Origin of the sequence: Bacteroides thetaiotaomicron VPI-5482 (assembly GCF_000011065.1) — a bacterium.
Taxonomy (GTDB): domain Bacteria; phylum Bacteroidota; class Bacteroidia; order Bacteroidales; family Bacteroidaceae; genus Bacteroides; species Bacteroides thetaiotaomicron.
In genome coordinates, this window is sequence record NC_004663.1 from 2017399 (window position 1) to 2033819 (window position 16421).

Below are 16421 nucleotides of genomic sequence, written 5' to 3' on the forward strand. Positions count from 1 at the left end.
TTATATTTACTAATTAAGATTCTATTTTATTCTACAGTAGGATTGGCATAGTAATCAAGCTCTTCTTTCACTGCTTTCAACAAAGACATCTCATGCGTCACGTCTACGTCTGTAGCCAAGTCCCAGCTCATGATTCCTCCAAAACCATTCTCGCACACATATTGTGTCTTCTGGCGAATCGTATTCTGGCTGTTGAGCGTATAGTTCTTTCCTTCATAACTCCATGTGTCTGCAGAAGTATTAGTCAGGTTACCCTTACCGACAAGATCAAAATAAGCAGCCTGCTCGCCGGCAGTACCCGTAGTCCCGTAGAAAGGTACTCCCATGACCAGTTTATCCTGAGGTATTCCATAATCGACTGCAGCTTTACCATCCGATTTGAAACGTTCCATAGAGAAAAGTTCTACTGAAGGTCCATAGCATTGCAACGAGATAAAATCGACTGCTGCAATAGCTTCCGCACTTATTTTGTAAGAAACAGGATGTAGGGATACGGTCAAAAATACATCTTTCCCCAATACTTCACGCAATTGTACGATGGCTTTACTGTAATTGGATAAATCAGTACCTGAATAAGCCCATTCAAAGTCGAGGTCCGCACCATCCAGATTATATTGCTCGATCACCTTCTTTACGTTATTGGCAAAGTTAGTACGGGCAGTTGCGTTGCCGACCATTTTCAACCATTCGCCGCCAGCAATACCCAAACGTATCTTCCGGTCACCTGCCTGTCCATTCAAGGCAGTACGAATCTGCTCCAGACGAATAGCCCATGTATGCGAGTCCTTACCAGGTTTTGCAGCGTCATCATATTTCCAGTAAGCAAGTGTTTTCGTGTTATTCCAATTATCAAAAGAGATGGGATTTCTTCCTAATGTACCCATCAGCAGACTGTTCACAAATGTTTCATCCAGATAACCTTTTAGGTTCTCTCCCATCACAAAGTCAGCACGGGTATTAGGAACCGAAGCAGGCAGAGAGCCTGTAAAGTCAGTGGCAGTATTGTTCGTATCTATATATAACTTGGCAGCGCCACCATCATAAGTCACCGCTACATAATGCCATGCTCCTGATTTCAATGCGCTATTCGTCACTGTGGCCGTAGCACTTCCGACAGTCAGTTTCAGATTACCTTCCGTTGCTCCCAACTGGAAAGCGATGACAACAGAACCGCCGTCTACCTTTTTAAACAAGCAAGCTCCGTCCACCCACTCGCTGACATATATATAAGTACCGAATGTGAATTTCTTGAATGCTCCGTCCGGTGAATGCAACAGACCGTCGCCGGCGTTCATCTTGCCGGTACCATCCAATTTGAGTACTCCGTTGCGTCCATTATAAGAAGCAGCATACGTTGCTGCCCCTGTAAGTGTTGCATCATTCACGGGTAAGTCAAAAGTCAAATCACCGTCAGCATAAGGACGTGCCGTCAGATAAATCAAATCGTTGCAAGCACCCATACTTGCTCCCGAAATTCGATTCGTTTCAAAAAAATCACCACGGATATAAGAACAGTTGATAAATGTTTTATCTGTAGGATCAGGATCATCGGGTTCTTCAGTTTCGCCCGGTTTTCCCGTAACTGAACCTTCGGGAGGAGTACCGGTAGGAACATCTACCCATTTTGTGTCTTTGCAAGCTGTCAACATTCCAAAAAGGAAGAGACAAAGAAATAGGAATTTGCTTCTCATAAGTTTATTAATTAAGATTACCTTTTATATAAGTAGCGAAGTCTTTCCTGACATTCACTGCCACAAATTTAGGTTATATCTAAGATTTAAGATGTTCGATTTTGGCTATGATTCTTCCAAAAATGTCTAAAATAGTCCATTTTATCGCATTTTTCGAGGTCAACAGACATTATCAGACAACTTTCGAGACAAAAAAAGAAAGGCGGCAATATCCGTTTCCGAATATCTCCGCCTTTCATTAACTCTAATTACCCGAATATACTCATGATACTATATTCTCTCTTAAAAACTCTTCCGCCCGTGCCAACGTCTCCGGCTTGCCGATATCAATCAGTTCCAGCTTTTCCGTAAGATAACCGCAATAATCCGTTTGCCCGCAGGTAGCCAGATAAAAGTCCATAATAGAGAACTTGCCTTCCCAGCACGGCACTTCCATCAACTGGAAGACAGCAGGCGAAAAAACATGGATACCGCTAAAGGCATACTCTCTATACAGCGACTCATCATATAGGAAACCTTCGGGCCTCACCTGTCCCGTATCTTTGTTGATCCATCCGCACAATCTTTGTTCCGCATCAAAAAGCAGATAACGGGAAGTTTTACGCCGGCTGGCGAGCAAGGTGGCTACACTTCCGTTCCGCAAATGAAAGTCATACAGTTCTTTCAGATTCATATCCGAAAGAATATCCACATTATGCACAAGGAAGGGTTCATCGGAATTTTCAAAGAATCGACGGGCTTTTCTGATTCCTCCCCCCGTATCGAGCAGCAGGTCCCGTTCGTCGGAAATATGCAACGTCAGTCCGAAATCATTGTTAGCTTTCAGAAAATCAATAATCTGCTCACCGAAATGATGGATATTAATCACTATTTCGGTAAAACCGGAAGCTTTCAGTTTCAAAATCACATGCTCCAGCATTGGACGTCCGGCCACGGGAACAAGGGCTTTGGGCATCGTATCGGTCAGTGGTTTCAGCCGGCTACCCAACCCGGCTGCAAATATCATTGCTTTCATTACACAGTTGCCTCAAAAGTACGTTCTATATTCTGTTCGCGGTGCACCAGCTCCACTTTCACGCCAAATTTGCGGTTCAGGTGCTCTGCCAGATGCTGCGCCGAATAAACCGAACGATGCTGTCCTCCGGTACAGCCGAAGCAAACGGACAAATTACTGAAGCCACGTTCCATATATCGCTTCACCGAAGCATCTACCAACGCATAGACAGAGTCGAGGAAACGGAGAATTTCACCATCTTCTTCGAGAAAACTGATCACCGGTTCGTCCAGTCCCGTGAAAGGTTTGTAGCGTTCGTACTTACCGGGATTATTCACGGCACGGCAGTCAAAGACATAACCGCCGCCATTACCGGTAGGATCATCGGGAATCCCTTTCTTATAAGCAAAACTCATCACTTTGACGGTAAGCTGCCGTTTCTTGAGATCGTCGGTGAATTGCTTGAGTTCGGTAAGTTCGCGTAGCACATTGCAAAGATACGGGTATTCAGGGTACGCCTCTTTGAGCAAGTCACGCAGGTTCTGGATAGCAAAAGGAACACTCTGGATAAAATGAGGTTTCTTCTCAAAATACCCCCTGAAACCGTAAGCTCCGAGCACTTGCAACGTGCGGAAAAGAACAAAATGACGAAGCTGACTATAGAAATAGGGCTCGTCGATAGGCTGATATTTGCGCAGGGCATCGATATACTCCTTCAGCAATTCCTGACGGAGACTATCGGGATACTTCGCCTTTGCCTGCCACAGGAAAGAAGCGACATCATAATAGAACGGCCCTTTTCGTCCGCCCTGAAAGTCGATAAACCACGGCTCACCGTCTTTGATCATCACATTGCGGCTCTGAAAATCGCGGTACATAAAAGTAGCGGAAGAACTGCGCAGCAGCACATCACTCATCTTCTGAAAGTCGTCCTCCAGTTTATCTTCCTGAAATTCCATGCCGGTAGCCTTAAGGAAACAATATTTGAAGTAATTCAAATCCCAAAGGATAGAACGCTGATTGAACTCCGGCTGCGGATAACAACGGGAAAAGTCGAAGCCGTCGGCTCCGGCAAACTGTATGGCAGGAAGCAAACGGACCGTCTTGCGGAGCAACTCTTTTTCCTCTTCGGAAAATACGCTGGTAGCACGTCCTTTCTCGATTGCATGAAACAAAAGGGTATCTCCCAAATCCTCCTGAAGATAGTAACTCTTATTTTCGGAAACGATATGAACTTCGGGTACAGGCAGGCCGGACTTGCGGAAATGGGCTGCCATATAAAGGAAAGCATCATTCTCCTCGACAGACGTGCCACATACGCCGATCAGGGTTTTCGCACCTGTCAGCCGGAAGTAGCGGCGGTTGGAACCGGAAGATGGTAATTCTGTTATATTCTCTACGGGAACTCCCGTATATTCCTGATATAGTTTCTGTAGTTCTTCGGTAATCATAGTCGTACATTTTCGAGCAAAGATAAAGATTATAGATAAATTAATATCATCTTTGCTCAAAACTCTATATCATTTTATTCAATATTCATCCGAATGTATTATCTTTGCTTCTGTTTACTCGACCTAATTCAATGAAAGCAAGACTCTATATCGTCCTATGCATCGCATTTATCACACAAATGGCCGGTGTCCTTCCTTTACAGGCGGGGCATTACTATTACAAGCAGATTTCTCTGAAAGAAGGACTACCTTCCACCGTCCGGTGTATCCTTACGGATGAACAGGGATTCGTGTGGATAGGCACCCGCTCCGGTCTGGGACGGTTTGACGGCCACGAACTGAAGAAATACATCCATCATGCAGACGATCCGCATTCGTTGCCTCACGACCTCGTCCTTCAGATTGCAGAAGACGAACAATACAATATCTGGATCTTGACTGATAAAGGGGTGGCACGCTACCAACGGCAAAGTGACGACTTCTACCTGCCAACCGACGAAAAAGGAAAGAACATCACCGCATATTCCACCTGCCCTACCCCAGAGGGGTTATTATTCGGAGCCAAAAACAAAATTTACTTTTACAGCTACCGGGACGGTTCTTTCCGCCTGCTGCAGGAATTCGACCAGACACCGGATTTCAGAAACTTCAATATCACGATACTCAGCCTTTGGGATGAAGAAACTGTACTCTGTTGCAGCCGCTGGCAAGGGCTACTCCTGCTCAACCTGAAAACCGGAGCATACAGCCGCCCGCCTTTCGACTGCGGAAAGGAGATTATGAGCATGATCATCGACTCGAAGAACCGGATATGGATTGCCCCCTACAATAACGGGCTCTACTGTTTCGACCGGAACGGAAAACAACTGGCATCATACACCACCCGCAACTCCTCGCTGAGCAACAATGTCATACTCAGCCTTGCCGAACGGGAGAACAAACTATGGATCGGAACGGACGGAGGCGGTATCAACATCCTCGAACCGGAAACCGGACAGCTTTCCCTGCTGGAACACATCCCCGGCAGAGACAACTATTCGCTCCCCGCCAACTCCATCCTCAGCCTCTACAACGACCGTAACAACAATATATGGGCAGGAAGTATCCGGAACGGACTGATCAGCATCCGCGAAGTGTCAATGGTGACCTACACGGACGTAGTGCCCGGCAACGACCGTGGACTGAGCAACAACACCATCCTCAGCCTCTATCAGCAGTCCGACGATAAAATATGGATCGGAACAGACGGAGGCGGAGTCAACCTTTTCAATCCTCTCACGGAGAAGTTCACCCATTATCTCTCTACGTGGGAAGACAAAGTGGCATCTATCTGTCAGTTCACTCCCGACAAACTACTGATCTCGCTCTTCTCACAGGGAGTGTTCGTCTTCAATCCGTCTACCGGAGAGAAACAACCGTTCACAATCATTGACGACGAAACGACCACCCGCCTCTGCAATCGGGGAAAAGCGGTCAACCTATATCAAAACAGCCCCGACAACGTGCTGCTGCTCGGCGACCACGTCTATCAATACGACCTGAACAAACGCACTTTCCGGATTGCCACCGAACAGGAGGGACAGGACATCATCGGCGCTCTTCTGCCCATCACCAATCACGAAAACTATACCTATCTCAACGATACGAAACGTATCTACCAACTGGACAAACGGAACAACCGCCTGACGTCTCTGTTCCGTTGCTTCAACGATACGGTCATCAATTCCGTTGCGCGTGACGAATACGGAGACTTCTGGATAGGGAGCAACTACGGACTGATCCACTATAATCCCGCTACCAAAGTACGTACTCCCTTTACCACCACGCTATTCACGGAAGTAACGCTCATCGTGTGCGACCAGCAGGGAAAAGTATGGTTCGGAACGAATGACATGCTTTTCGCATGGCTCATCAAAGAAAAGAAATTCGTACTGTTCGGCGAATCGGATGGTGCCATTCAAAACGAATATCTTTCCAAACCCCGTCTGCTGAGCAGCCACGGAGATGTCTACATGGGCGGCGTCAAAGGACTGCTGCATATCAACAGCAATCTGCCGCCGGCTACTTCCGAGCTGCCCAAACTGCAATTATCGGATGTCATCGTCAACGGAGAATCCGTCAACAATGAACTGTGCGGTGACCCGACCGGAATTTCCGTTCCCTGGAACAGTAATATAAGTATCCGTATCATGTCCAAAGAAGAGGATATCTTCCGGCAGAAAGTGTATCGGTATCAGATAGAAGGGCTGAACGACCAGCAGATCGAATCGTACAACCCGGAACTGGTCATCCGCTCGCTTCCGCCCGGCGATTATCAGATTATGGCTTCCTGCACAGCAAAGGACGGCAGCTGGATTCCCAGTCAGCAGATACTGGAACTGACCGTACTCCCTCCCTGGTACCGCACATGGTGGTTCACGCTGGGCTGTGCCTTGTTAGTAACCGGAATGATTGTCGAAACTTTCCGGAGAACACTGAAACGAAAAGAAGATAAGTTGAAATGGGCCATGAAGGAGCACGAGCAACAGGTGTACGAAGAAAAAGTACGTTTCCTGATCAATATCAGCCACGAACTGCGTACTCCACTGACACTGATCCACGCTCCGCTCAGCCGCATATTGAAGTCCTTATCCCCGGCAGATACCCAATACCTGCCGCTGAAAGCGATTTACCGGCAGTCTCAACGAATGAAGAATCTGATCAACATGGTGCTCGATGTGCGCAAGATGGAAGTGGGAGAAAGCAAACTGCTCATACAGCCTCACCCGCTCAACGAATGGATCGAACATGTATCGCAAGATTTCGTCAGCGAAGGGGAAGCAAAGAATATACAGATTCATTACCGGCTCGATCCACGCATCAAAATAGTGAGTTTCGATAAGGACAAATGTGAAATCATTCTGAGTAATCTGCTGATCAATGCACTGAAACACAGCCCGCAAGACACGGAAATCACCATCACTTCAGAACTGCTGCCCGAAGAAAAAAGAGTACGCATCTCCATTACCGACCAAGGTTGCGGATTGCAGCAGGTAGATACACAGAAGCTCTTCACCCGTTTTTATCAGGGCATGGGCGAACAGAGCGGAACGGGCATCGGCTTGTCTTACTCCAAGATTCTGGTGGAACTGCACGGCGGCTCCATCGGCGCACGGGACAATTCGGAATCGGGAGCCACCTTCTTCTTCGAACTACCGCTGAAACTGGAATCGGAAGAGATCATCTGCCAGCCCAAAGCGTATCTGAATGAATTGATGAGCGACGACAGCAGCAAGCAGTCACAAGAGGAAGACAGCTTCGCCACCGCTCCCTACAGCATTCTGGTGGTAGACGACAATCCCGACCTGACGGACTTCTTAAAGAAAGCACTGGGAGAATACTTCAAACGTATATTGACTGCCTCTGATGGTGTAGAGGCACTTCAGCTTATCAAAAGCCATACTCCCGACATCATCGTAAGTGACGTCATGATGCCCCGCATGAACGGATATGAGCTTTGCAAAAACATAAAGGAAGACATTGCGATCAGTCACATCCCCGTTATCCTGCTGACGGCAAGAGACGACAAACAAAGTCAGATGAGCGGCTACAAAAACGGTGCGGACGCCTATCTGACCAAACCGTTCGAAGTGGAAATGCTGATGGAACTGATCCGTAACCGACTAAAAAACCGTGAACATACCAAGAAGAGATATCTGAACGCAGGACTGATCCCCGCTCCGGAAGAAAGCACCTTCAGCCAGGCAGATGAAACGTTCCTGCTCAAACTGAACAAGATCATTCAAGAGAATCTGGACAGTAGCCGATTGGATATTCCTTTTATATGCAAAGAAATCGGCATGAGCCGGGCCTCTCTTTACAACAAACTGAAGGCACTGACGGACATGGGAGCCAATGACTATATCAATAAGTTCCGGATGGAGCAGGCAATTCTACTGATCACCGGCACGGAAATGTCATTTACGGAAATTGCGGAGAAAGTGGGATTCACTACTTCCCGTTATTTCAGCACGACTTTCAAGCAGTACACGGGCGAAACACCGACTCAATATAAAGAGAAACATAAGAGAGAGACATCAAAAACAATTAATCAATAAAACCCCTAATATATAAATTTCTTAACACATTATTTTTATGAACTACAAATTATTTTCTTTAGTAAGCGGTACGCTTATTCTTTCCAGTCTGTCTGCCAGCGGACAGAAAAACAACACAAAGCCGAATATCCTCTTCATCCTCTGCGATGACATGGGATATGGCGATCTGGGATGCTACGGTCAGCCATTCATCCGCACCCCCCATCTGGATGCGATGGCAAGCGAGGGTATGCGCTTCACACAGGCATACGCAGGAAGTCCCGTCAGTGCTCCTTCCCGAGCTTCATTTATGACAGGGCAGCATACAGGACATTGCGAAGTACGGGGCAACAAGGAATATTGGACGAACGCCCCCACAGTAATGTATGGCAACAACAAGGAGTATGCAGTAGTCGGTCAGCATCCTTATGACCCCGATCACGTTATCCTGCCCGAGATAATGAAAGAGAACGGATATACCACCGGTATGTTCGGCAAATGGGCGGGAGGTTATGAAGGTTCCTGCTCCACTCCGGACAAACGCGGGATAGACGAATATTTCGGCTACATCTGTCAGTTCCAGGCCCACCTTTACTACCCTAATTTCCTCAATCGCTACAGCAAAGCATTAGGCGACACAGGCGTAGTACGTGTCATTATGGACGAGAACATCAAGTATCCGATGTACGGTGCCGATTATCAAAAACGCCCGCAATATTCGGCGGATATGATTCACCAGAAAGCAATGGAATGGCTGGATGAGCAGGACGGCAAACAACCGTTCTTCGGAGTGCTGACTTATACCCTGCCCCATGCGGAACTGGTTCAGCCGGAAGACTCTATCTTAAATGAATATAAAGAGAAATTCAATCCTGACAAGAGCTACAAAGGCAGCGAAGGATCGCGATACAACGCGATCACGCATGTACACGCACAATTTGCAGGAATGATTACCCGACTGGACTACTACGTCGGAGAAGTACTGAAAAAGCTGAAAGAGAAAGGACTGGACGAGAATACACTGGTCATTTTCTCCAGCGACAACGGCCCTCACGAAGAAGGCGGAGCTGATCCTACATTCTTCGGCAGAGACGGTAAACTGCGTGGCTTGAAACGCCAATGCTATGAAGGAGGTATCCGTATCCCATTTATCGCCCGCTGGCCGGGACGTGTACCTGCAGGTACAGTAAACGACCACATCTGCGCTTTCTACGACCTGATGCCTACTTTCTGCGAGATCATCGGCGAAAAGAATTACGTAAAGAAATATGCGAACAAAGACAAAGAAGTAGATTACTTCGACGGCATTTCCTTCGCCCCGACATTGCTGGGAAAGAAAAAGCAGAAGGAACATGACTTCCTTTACTGGGAATTTAATGAAACAAATCAGATTGGCGTACGCATGGGAGACTGGAAGATGGTGGTAAAGAAAGGGATACCTTTCCTTTATAATCTGGCAACGGACATTCATGAAGACAACAATGTGGCCGACCAGCATCCGGAGATTGTAGAAAAGATGAAGGCCGTTATCTTTGCACAGCACACGCCTAACCCTCACTTCTCCGTTACACTACCGGAGAAGAAATAAGGTAATAAAAGTTTATCATTTAGGCACGAATTTCGCGGATTACACGGTTTTAAGAGTTGAGTAATTAAAAACCGTGTAGTTCCGCAAAATCCGTGCCTGACTGTTATCAATAGCCGAATAATCCGCTATTGATCCGAGAGTTTCCGTGCGGATTCTTTTTCTTCCTCCCGTCTCTTCCTATACCGGATATACCGCAGTGACCACTCATGCATTTTCTCCAGAAACTCCTCTTCTGTGAGCGTATCATAGTAAAAATTAAATATACGCTCGTAATAGTTCAAACACTTATCATCCCTTTTTTTAGCATTTCGTAAGTTTCCTTACTCATGCCTATAGCTTGACACATGGCTGAAACAACCACTTTCTCACATTTAAGTACCTCTTCGATAAAAAGGCCGAATGCAAAATGATGATACTCTTTTTTCATTTTTTCTTGTTTTAAACGTTAATAATAATTTAGTTGTTATAAAAATATTCACATTAGTTCGGATATGTCCGAACTGCCGTTATATCACTTTGTCCTAATTTTGCGCTGCGTTTCAAAAACAGAACCGCATTATTAAAAGAATTAACGATAAATGTTATGACAAACAATTTCAGAATGTCTTATTTCATGCCCCCGATTGCTCCCATCAGGAACGAACAAGGACAAACCGTTACACCCGCCACACTCACTCCCTTCTGCGAAGTTTCGGTCGAACAGGTATATCAGATGATCACCTGCAACGAAAACCTCAAAGCACTGACCGAACAAGTACGCGGTGCCGGAGACCTGCGAATGGCAAAAGCCTCTTTACTCCCCTACGTAACCCCATGCGGCACATTCATCCGCCGGAGTAGTAAATTCTTCGCATCGCCTTCCGGGCTCATAGTGGTAGATATAGATAACCTCGATTCCTATCAGAAAGCCGTGGAAATGCGTCGTACACTGTTCGACGACCTTTTCCTCTGCCCCATACTTACATTCATCAGTCCCAGCGGCCGGGGCGTGAAAGCATTCGTACCTTATAGCAAACTCTACGCAGACGATCAGACACGGAACGTAAAAGAAAGCATAAACTGGGCAATGCAATACATAGAAATAACCTACGGATCAGAAATGGACGACTCCACAGAAACTCCGCCAAAAGCCGTAGACACCTCCGGCAAAGACATCGTAAGAGCCTGTTTCCTCAGCCACGACCCACAAGCACTATTCAGAGAGTATTAAATTATAATCACGAATGATCAACTTCAATTGTCAATTATCATTTGTCAATTGTCAATTCTAAAAAAATGACCAATATTGAATCTTTACGCCTCATCACTGAGGCAGTCGAAACGGCAGGTGCCGACATTGCACCCTCTTACGCCGAGTACGTACAATTAGCATTCGCCATCGCAACAGACTGTGGCGAAGCAGGACGTGAGTTTTTTCACCGCCTGTGCCGGATATCCGCCAAATATCAGCGCGAGCATGCCGAACGAATGTTCTCCAACGCCCTCATGAAGCAGCATGGAGAAATACATCTGGGAACGGCTTTTCATCTCGCAGAATCGACAGGAGTGAAAATCTGCCGGGAGGAAGTTATGAACAGCCGAAAAAATGCAGAAAATGCACTAAATGCACCCTACAATTTCTCCACACACAGGCGCGCGTATAATAAGGAGGAAGAGGAAGAAAACGACAACGACGAAAACGCCAACGCTTCCGAAGAACTCTCGACAGACAGTGATCCTCTACAACCGCTGCCTACTTTCCCCGAAGCAGACTGGCCTAAAATCCTGATGCTCATTCTGAGCTATGCCACCTCTCCTACACAACGGGACATACTCTTGCTCGGAGCACTGACCGCACTAGGAGCTACGATGGAACGCTATGTGAGATGTTCCTATTCCGGAAAATACCAGTCTCCTTGTCTGCAAACCTTCTTTGTAGCCCCTCCTGCTTCGGGTAAAAGCGGACTTTCACTTATCCGCCTGCTCGTAGAACCTATTCATGACAAAATTCGCCAACAAGTGGACGAAGAAATGAAAGCCTACCGGAAAGAAAAGAAAAACTATGAGTTGCTGGGCAAAGAGCATGTCAATACAGAAGCACCTCAGATGCCTCCCAACAAAATGTTTCTTATCTCGGGCAATAACAGCGGCACCGGTATTCTGCAAAATATCATGGACGCCAACGGAACAGGACTCATCTGCGAAACCGAAGCGGACACCATCGCCTCCGCCATCAGTTCCGAATACGGGCATTGGAGCGACACGCTTCGCAAAGCCTTCGACCATGACAGACTGTCCTACAACCGACGTACCGATCAGGAATACCGGGAAGTAAAGAGAATCTTTCTTGCCGTCCTGCTTTCGGGGACACCCGCACAGGTGAGAGCCCTCATCCCGTCGGCAGAGAACGGACTTTTCTCCCGCCAACTGTTCTACTACATGCACGGCATCTATACATGGGCTGACCAGTTTGCGTGCGGAGAGATAGATCTGGACGAAATCTTCAGGTCCATAGGCAGGGATTGGCAACTAAAGCTGGATATACTGAAAGAACACGGCATCCATACGCTTCGCCTCACCGACGAGCAGAAAAAGGAATTCAACGCTCTCTTCTCCGATTTGTTTTTCCGTTCGGACATTGCCAATGGCAACGAAATGAGAAGTTTCATAGCCCGTCTGGCTGTCAATATCTGCCGCATCATGTCAACGATAGCCATGTTGCGGGTGTTGGAAATCCCCCAACCCTATCAGCTTAAGAGTTCTGACAGATACGCTCCCGTTCCGGACAAGGAAATTCCCACAGATAACGTCAAGGACGGCATTATTACCCGTTGGGATATAACTATCACTCCTGAAGACTTTAAAGCTGTTCTTGGGCTTGTAAAGCCTCTCTATCGGCATGCCACGCATATATTATCTTTCCTTCCATCTTCGGAAATCCCACACAGGGCCAATGCCGACCGTGACGCCTTCTTCGATGCGCTGGGTGACGAGTTCACCCGTACACAGTTGACGGAACAGGCTACAGCTATGGGAATCAAACCCAACACTGCACTCTCCTGGCTGAGACGTCTCGTAAAAAAGGGACTCTTTGCCATGAAAGAAAAGGGGACTTACGTACGCGCACGTGTGTGCGTGTGTTAGGGATGCCCCGTAAAAGTGCATTTTTGCATCGGTTGATAACTTTGTGTCATAGGGATATAACGTTTTGTAGAAGCTAAAGCACCGCTTTAGATACCATAAAGCTATGCTTTAGAAGTCGTAAAGCATAGCTTTAGCCAATACAAAACGCCCTCGCAGTCTACAACACTTATTACCTGTTACCTAATACTTATTACCTGCTCATGGTTCGCCCAACGCATCCACGATTGCCCTTACCTCCAACGGAGTGTAAGAACGGTGCTGCGGCTGATAGCCTAAATCGGACAGGCGTTCCTGAAGACCGGGACAGCGGACAATCCATTTATTCATTTTGCGGTAAGCGGCAATGCCCGTAAGTTCGGGAGAATAAAGCTGTGCCAGTTCCATACGACCGTAAGCACGTATTTTGAATTCTATCATGACAAATAAGTTTCTGTTTTACAGTCACAAAAGTAACAAAATATATTCACATTACCTACGTTTTACCAGGGAATAACAGACTATAACTGACAACAATTGCACATTACCGACTGTCACTGTACACAACCGATTTTTCCGAGTTACAGTATGCTATCTTTGTGTCATCGAAAGGGAGAAATCCTCACGAAAGTATGTTTAACTCTTTAAAATTATTATTTTATGATTCGTTACAAAATCTATCAGAACCAGCAAAAGAAAGGCTTGAATGCGGGCAAGTGGTTCGCCCGGGCGGTAAGCGACGAGACTTTCGATCTTTCCAAACTTGCCGAACATATGTCAAAGCACAATTCACCGTATTCTAGTGGGGTGATCAAAGGCGTGCTTACTGATATGGTGGACTGCATCAAGGAACTGCTGCTCGACGGCAAAAGTGTGAAAATTGATGATCTAGCCATCTTCGGTGTAGGAATCCGAAGCAAGGCTGCCGAAACACTGGAAGAGTTCTCATTGGAGAAGAACATCACAGGTATGCGACTCAAAGCACGTGCCACAGGAAACTTATCGACAACCAACCTGAAACTCGACAGCCAGCTGAAACAACAGGCAGAGTATCAGAAACCGACAACGCCCGGAGGAGGAGGCTCCGGTTCAGGCAATACCCCTGATCCGAAACCTAATCCGGACGAAGGAGACGAAGAGGCACCGGACCCGACTGTTTAATTCGTAATCTGAACCCTGCCAAAGTCTTTAGCTTATCCCAGCTAAAGACTCATTAAAAATCAATATTTTTTTCATTTAAAACCAAAAGCTATGAGTAATTCATCATCACGATCCGTATGGAGTTTCATTATCAAAGTAATCATCACTGTCGCTACTGCCGTAGGTGGTTTAATAGGAGTACAAAGCTGTATGTAAACTTATGCGGACCATCACACTGATTATCATTCATTGCAGTGCCACGCCGGAGGGAAAATCCCTCTCGGCGGAGGCTTGCCGGCAGGATCATATCCGACATCGGGGATTCCGTGACATCGATTACCATTTCTACATCACACGTGATGGGGAAATACATCCGGGACGACCGTTAGAGAAGATCGGAGCACATTGCCGGAATCATAACGCACATTCCATAGGAATCTGTTACGAAGGAGGACTGGATGCGGAAGGACAAGCGAAAGACACACGTACGCTGGCGCAACGAGGGGCGCTGTTAGCTCTACTCCGTGAGCTAAAGAAAAAATTTCCAGAAGCGTTGATTGTAGGACATCATGATTTAAATCCGATGAAGGAATGTCCGTGTTACCCTTGCGTAGAAGAATACAGGGAATTGTAGGTTAGTAAAATCAATCACAACTATCAAGCTCTTCAATGATTTGTCCCGACCACAAACTGCCGGGACAAATCTTTTATTATTTTACCATCTGCGTTTTTTTGCATTCTACATTTTTATACTTTTTCAATCTTCCAATCTCCCAATGTACAACTCTCACTATCAAAGTTGACCGCTACCTTCACTATCGGCAATCCGCACAGAGCAAAACGTTCGGGATAATTCTTCAGGTTAATCTGCTCCATGGCGACAGTCGCATTCTTATCCAGTTTCAGTTCAAAGGTATACAACGTAGTTTTAGTACGAAGCACCATATCCACCCGTCCACGCGGAGTACGTACTTCAACATCTACATAGAAACCCAACAGGCTGAATATGATATAGAATATCTGCTGATAATGACCTTCGTATTTCGTATTATCACACTGGGGAATGGTGGATAAGAATTCCTGTAAGCGACGTAATGCCGCATCCATATCACCATTCCGAATATCACGGGAAAGATAAGCCACCATGGTATTCGTTTTTTCTGTAGGCGAAGATACATAATGAGGCAACAAGCTTTTCATTAATCCTATTCTTACTTCCTTATTGGGAATATCAAGCGTATAAAGATTCAGTTCCTCATCATACCCTTTAATAGTGATATATCCGCTCTGATACAGTAATGGAGTGATATTTGTCATCGTTTCTGTCGGTGCATCAAAATCTTCTGCTGTAGCCGTTTTCGCCCCAATTTCAGAAGGTGCTACATCAAATTTATCCAGCATCTTTATCAAATAGGTAGGAGTGCCGCTACCAAACCAATAAGAATTAAATTTTCCATCCGCAAAAGCATTGAGTAAACTGAACGGATTGTAAATATCAGGTGACGGATAAGTGAAATGATAGCCGTCATAATTCTCTTTCAACTTAAACAATACTTCCTCCGCAGTAATATTCAATTTGACAGCCAGCCTATCCACATCCTTTTTCATCTGAGTAAGTATCTCATTCCCCGTTATACCACAAATAGCAGCATAAGGCTCATCCATGCTGATATTTTTGATGTTATTGAGTTCACTAAAAATACTGAGTTGTGAGAATTTAGTGATACCTGTAAGAAATATATAGCGCAAATAAGGATCACAAGCTTTCAACGGACTGTAAAAGTTACGCATAACGTCACGCAATACACCCAAGTTCTCCCGTTCGTGTACCACATCCAGCAAAGGAGCGTCATATTCATCAATAAGGACCACGACCTTTCTGCCAGTCTGCTCATAAGAACGTTTTATCAAATTAGTTAAACGCAAATTAGGGTCCGTACCTGCTGCGTCAATTCCCAATGTACGTTCGTATTCTGCAAGCATGAAGCCTAAAAGGTTCACCAAGCTATCCTTATCCACATGCTTTGCCATACTCATGTCGAAGTGTAGAACCGGATACTGTATCCATTCTTTCTCCAGTTTCTCCATCGCCAACCCACGGAACAAATCTTCACGACCGGAAAAATAGCTATGTAACGTAGAAGTAAGCAGTGATTTCCCGAAACGACGCGGACGACTCAAAAACATATATTTAGAGGAGGAATGCGTCATCCGGTAAACGTATTCTGTCTTATCTATATAGAGGTAATTTCTCTCCCGAATTTCCGAAAATGTCTGTATTCCGATGGGATATAACCTTTGCAAATCTTCCATATCAATTATCTTTTTCACAAAACTACGAAAAAATATCAGATTGACCTATTACTTAACAATTCTTCATCT

General features: G+C 45.9%; 13 protein-coding genes. 7 read left to right on the top strand and 6 right to left on the bottom strand.

Annotated features, from left to right (window positions below; translation table 11 throughout):
• Positions 1–26: 26 nt before the first annotated feature.
• The 3 genes from BT_RS08275 to BT_RS08285 form a co-directional block, all read right to left on the bottom strand.
• Entirely contained in the window at positions 27–1691 is a 1665-nt protein-coding gene (locus BT_RS08275) for a glycosyl hydrolase family 18 protein (protein ID WP_008767894.1), read from the bottom strand.
• 262 nt (positions 1692–1953) lie between these two features.
• On the bottom strand, positions 1954–2706 hold the full coding sequence (locus BT_RS08280) for a nucleotidyltransferase family protein (RefSeq protein WP_008767893.1): 753 nt from the start codon (positions 2704–2706) through the stop codon (positions 1954–1956).
• Positions 2706–4136 carry a RapZ C-terminal domain-containing protein gene (locus tag BT_RS08285; RefSeq protein WP_011107905.1) on the bottom strand — a complete coding sequence of 477 codons (1431 nt, stop codon included), beginning with the start codon at positions 4134–4136 and terminating at the stop codon, positions 2706–2708. Before BT_RS08285 ends, BT_RS08280 begins: the two co-directional genes overlap by 1 nt.
• A 131-nt stretch (positions 4137–4267) precedes the next feature.
• Here BT_RS08285 and BT_RS08290 point away from each other — a divergent pair, with 131 nt between their 5' ends.
• Both BT_RS08290 and BT_RS08295 read left to right on the top strand, forming a co-directional pair.
• Entirely contained in the window at positions 4268–8233 is a 3966-nt protein-coding gene (locus tag BT_RS08290) for a two-component regulator propeller domain-containing protein (RefSeq protein WP_011107906.1), read from the top strand.
• A gap of 37 nt (positions 8234–8270) precedes the next feature.
• Positions 8271–9800 carry an arylsulfatase gene (locus tag BT_RS08295; protein WP_011107907.1) on the top strand — a complete coding sequence of 510 codons (1530 nt, stop codon included), beginning with the start codon at positions 8271–8273 and terminating at the stop codon, positions 9798–9800.
• Between the two features lie 277 nt (positions 9801–10077).
• Here the strand turns inward: BT_RS08295 and BT_RS24340 are convergent, their stop codons facing one another.
• Positions 10078–10227, bottom strand: coding sequence for a hypothetical protein (locus BT_RS24340; RefSeq protein WP_162838073.1), 150 nt, complete (start codon positions 10225–10227; stop codon positions 10078–10080).
• A gap of 156 nt (positions 10228–10383) precedes the next feature.
• Between BT_RS24340 and BT_RS08300 the strand changes: the two genes are divergently transcribed.
• Entirely contained in the window at positions 10384–11010 is a 627-nt protein-coding gene (locus BT_RS08300; RefSeq protein WP_008767888.1) for a BT4734/BF3469 family protein, read from the top strand.
• A gap of 65 nt (positions 11011–11075) precedes the next feature.
• A complete protein-coding gene (locus tag BT_RS08305) occupies positions 11076–12923 on the top strand; it encodes a DUF3987 domain-containing protein (RefSeq protein ID WP_011107908.1) in 1848 nt (615 codons plus the stop codon).
• Between the two features lie 198 nt (positions 12924–13121).
• Here BT_RS08305 and BT_RS08310 read toward each other — a convergent pair whose 3' ends face one another.
• On the bottom strand, positions 13122–13340 hold the full coding sequence (locus tag BT_RS08310; RefSeq protein ID WP_008767886.1) for a DUF4248 domain-containing protein: 219 nt from the start codon (positions 13338–13340) through the stop codon (positions 13122–13124).
• A gap of 219 nt (positions 13341–13559) precedes the next feature.
• Between BT_RS08310 and BT_RS08315 the strand changes: the two genes are divergently transcribed.
• From BT_RS08315 to BT_RS08325, 3 genes are all read left to right on the top strand, one after another.
• Complete coding sequence (locus BT_RS08315) at positions 13560–14060, top strand: DNA-binding protein (protein WP_011107909.1); 501 nt, start codon at positions 13560–13562, stop codon at positions 14058–14060.
• Between the two features lie 90 nt (positions 14061–14150).
• Complete coding sequence (locus BT_RS08320) at positions 14151–14255, top strand: smalltalk protein (RefSeq protein WP_008767884.1); 105 nt, start codon at positions 14151–14153, stop codon at positions 14253–14255.
• A gap of 4 nt (positions 14256–14259) precedes the next feature.
• On the top strand, positions 14260–14673 hold the full coding sequence (locus BT_RS08325; protein WP_011107910.1) for an N-acetylmuramoyl-L-alanine amidase: 414 nt from the start codon (positions 14260–14262) through the stop codon (positions 14671–14673).
• 113 nt (positions 14674–14786) lie between these two features.
• On the opposite strand, the gene BT_RS08330 is transcribed toward BT_RS08325, so the two are convergent.
• Positions 14787–16352 (bottom strand): ATP-binding protein, encoded by a 1566-nt coding sequence (locus BT_RS08330; protein ID WP_011107911.1) that lies wholly within the window; start codon positions 16350–16352, stop codon positions 14787–14789.
• Between the last annotated feature and the right edge of the window lie 69 nt (positions 16353–16421).

Coding starts and splice junctions, on each gene's coding strand:
- BT_RS08275 (WP_008767894.1), bottom strand. CDS start 1,691: ATGAGAAGCAAATTCCTATTTCTTTGTCTCTTCCTTTTTGGAATGTTG.
- BT_RS08280 (WP_008767893.1), bottom strand. CDS start 2,706: ATGAAAGCAATGATATTTGCAGCCGGGTTGGGTAGCCGGCTGAAACCA.
- BT_RS08285 (WP_011107905.1), bottom strand. CDS start 4,136: ATGATTACCGAAGAACTACAGAAACTATATCAGGAATATACGGGAGTT.
- BT_RS08290 (WP_011107906.1), top strand. CDS start 4,268: ATGAAAGCAAGACTCTATATCGTCCTATGCATCGCATTTATCACACAA.
- BT_RS08295 (WP_011107907.1), top strand. CDS start 8,271: ATGAACTACAAATTATTTTCTTTAGTAAGCGGTACGCTTATTCTTTCC.
- BT_RS24340 (WP_162838073.1), bottom strand. CDS start 10,227: ATGAAAAAAGAGTATCATCATTTTGCATTCGGCCTTTTTATCGAAGAG.
- BT_RS08300 (WP_008767888.1), top strand. CDS start 10,384: ATGACAAACAATTTCAGAATGTCTTATTTCATGCCCCCGATTGCTCCC.
- BT_RS08305 (WP_011107908.1), top strand. CDS start 11,076: ATGACCAATATTGAATCTTTACGCCTCATCACTGAGGCAGTCGAAACG.
- BT_RS08310 (WP_008767886.1), bottom strand. CDS start 13,340: ATGATAGAATTCAAAATACGTGCTTACGGTCGTATGGAACTGGCACAG.
- BT_RS08315 (WP_011107909.1), top strand. CDS start 13,560: ATGATTCGTTACAAAATCTATCAGAACCAGCAAAAGAAAGGCTTGAAT.
- BT_RS08320 (WP_008767884.1), top strand. CDS start 14,151: ATGAGTAATTCATCATCACGATCCGTATGGAGTTTCATTATCAAAGTA.
- BT_RS08325 (WP_011107910.1), top strand. CDS start 14,260: ATGCGGACCATCACACTGATTATCATTCATTGCAGTGCCACGCCGGAG.
- BT_RS08330 (WP_011107911.1), bottom strand. CDS start 16,352: ATGGAAGATTTGCAAAGGTTATATCCCATCGGAATACAGACATTTTCG.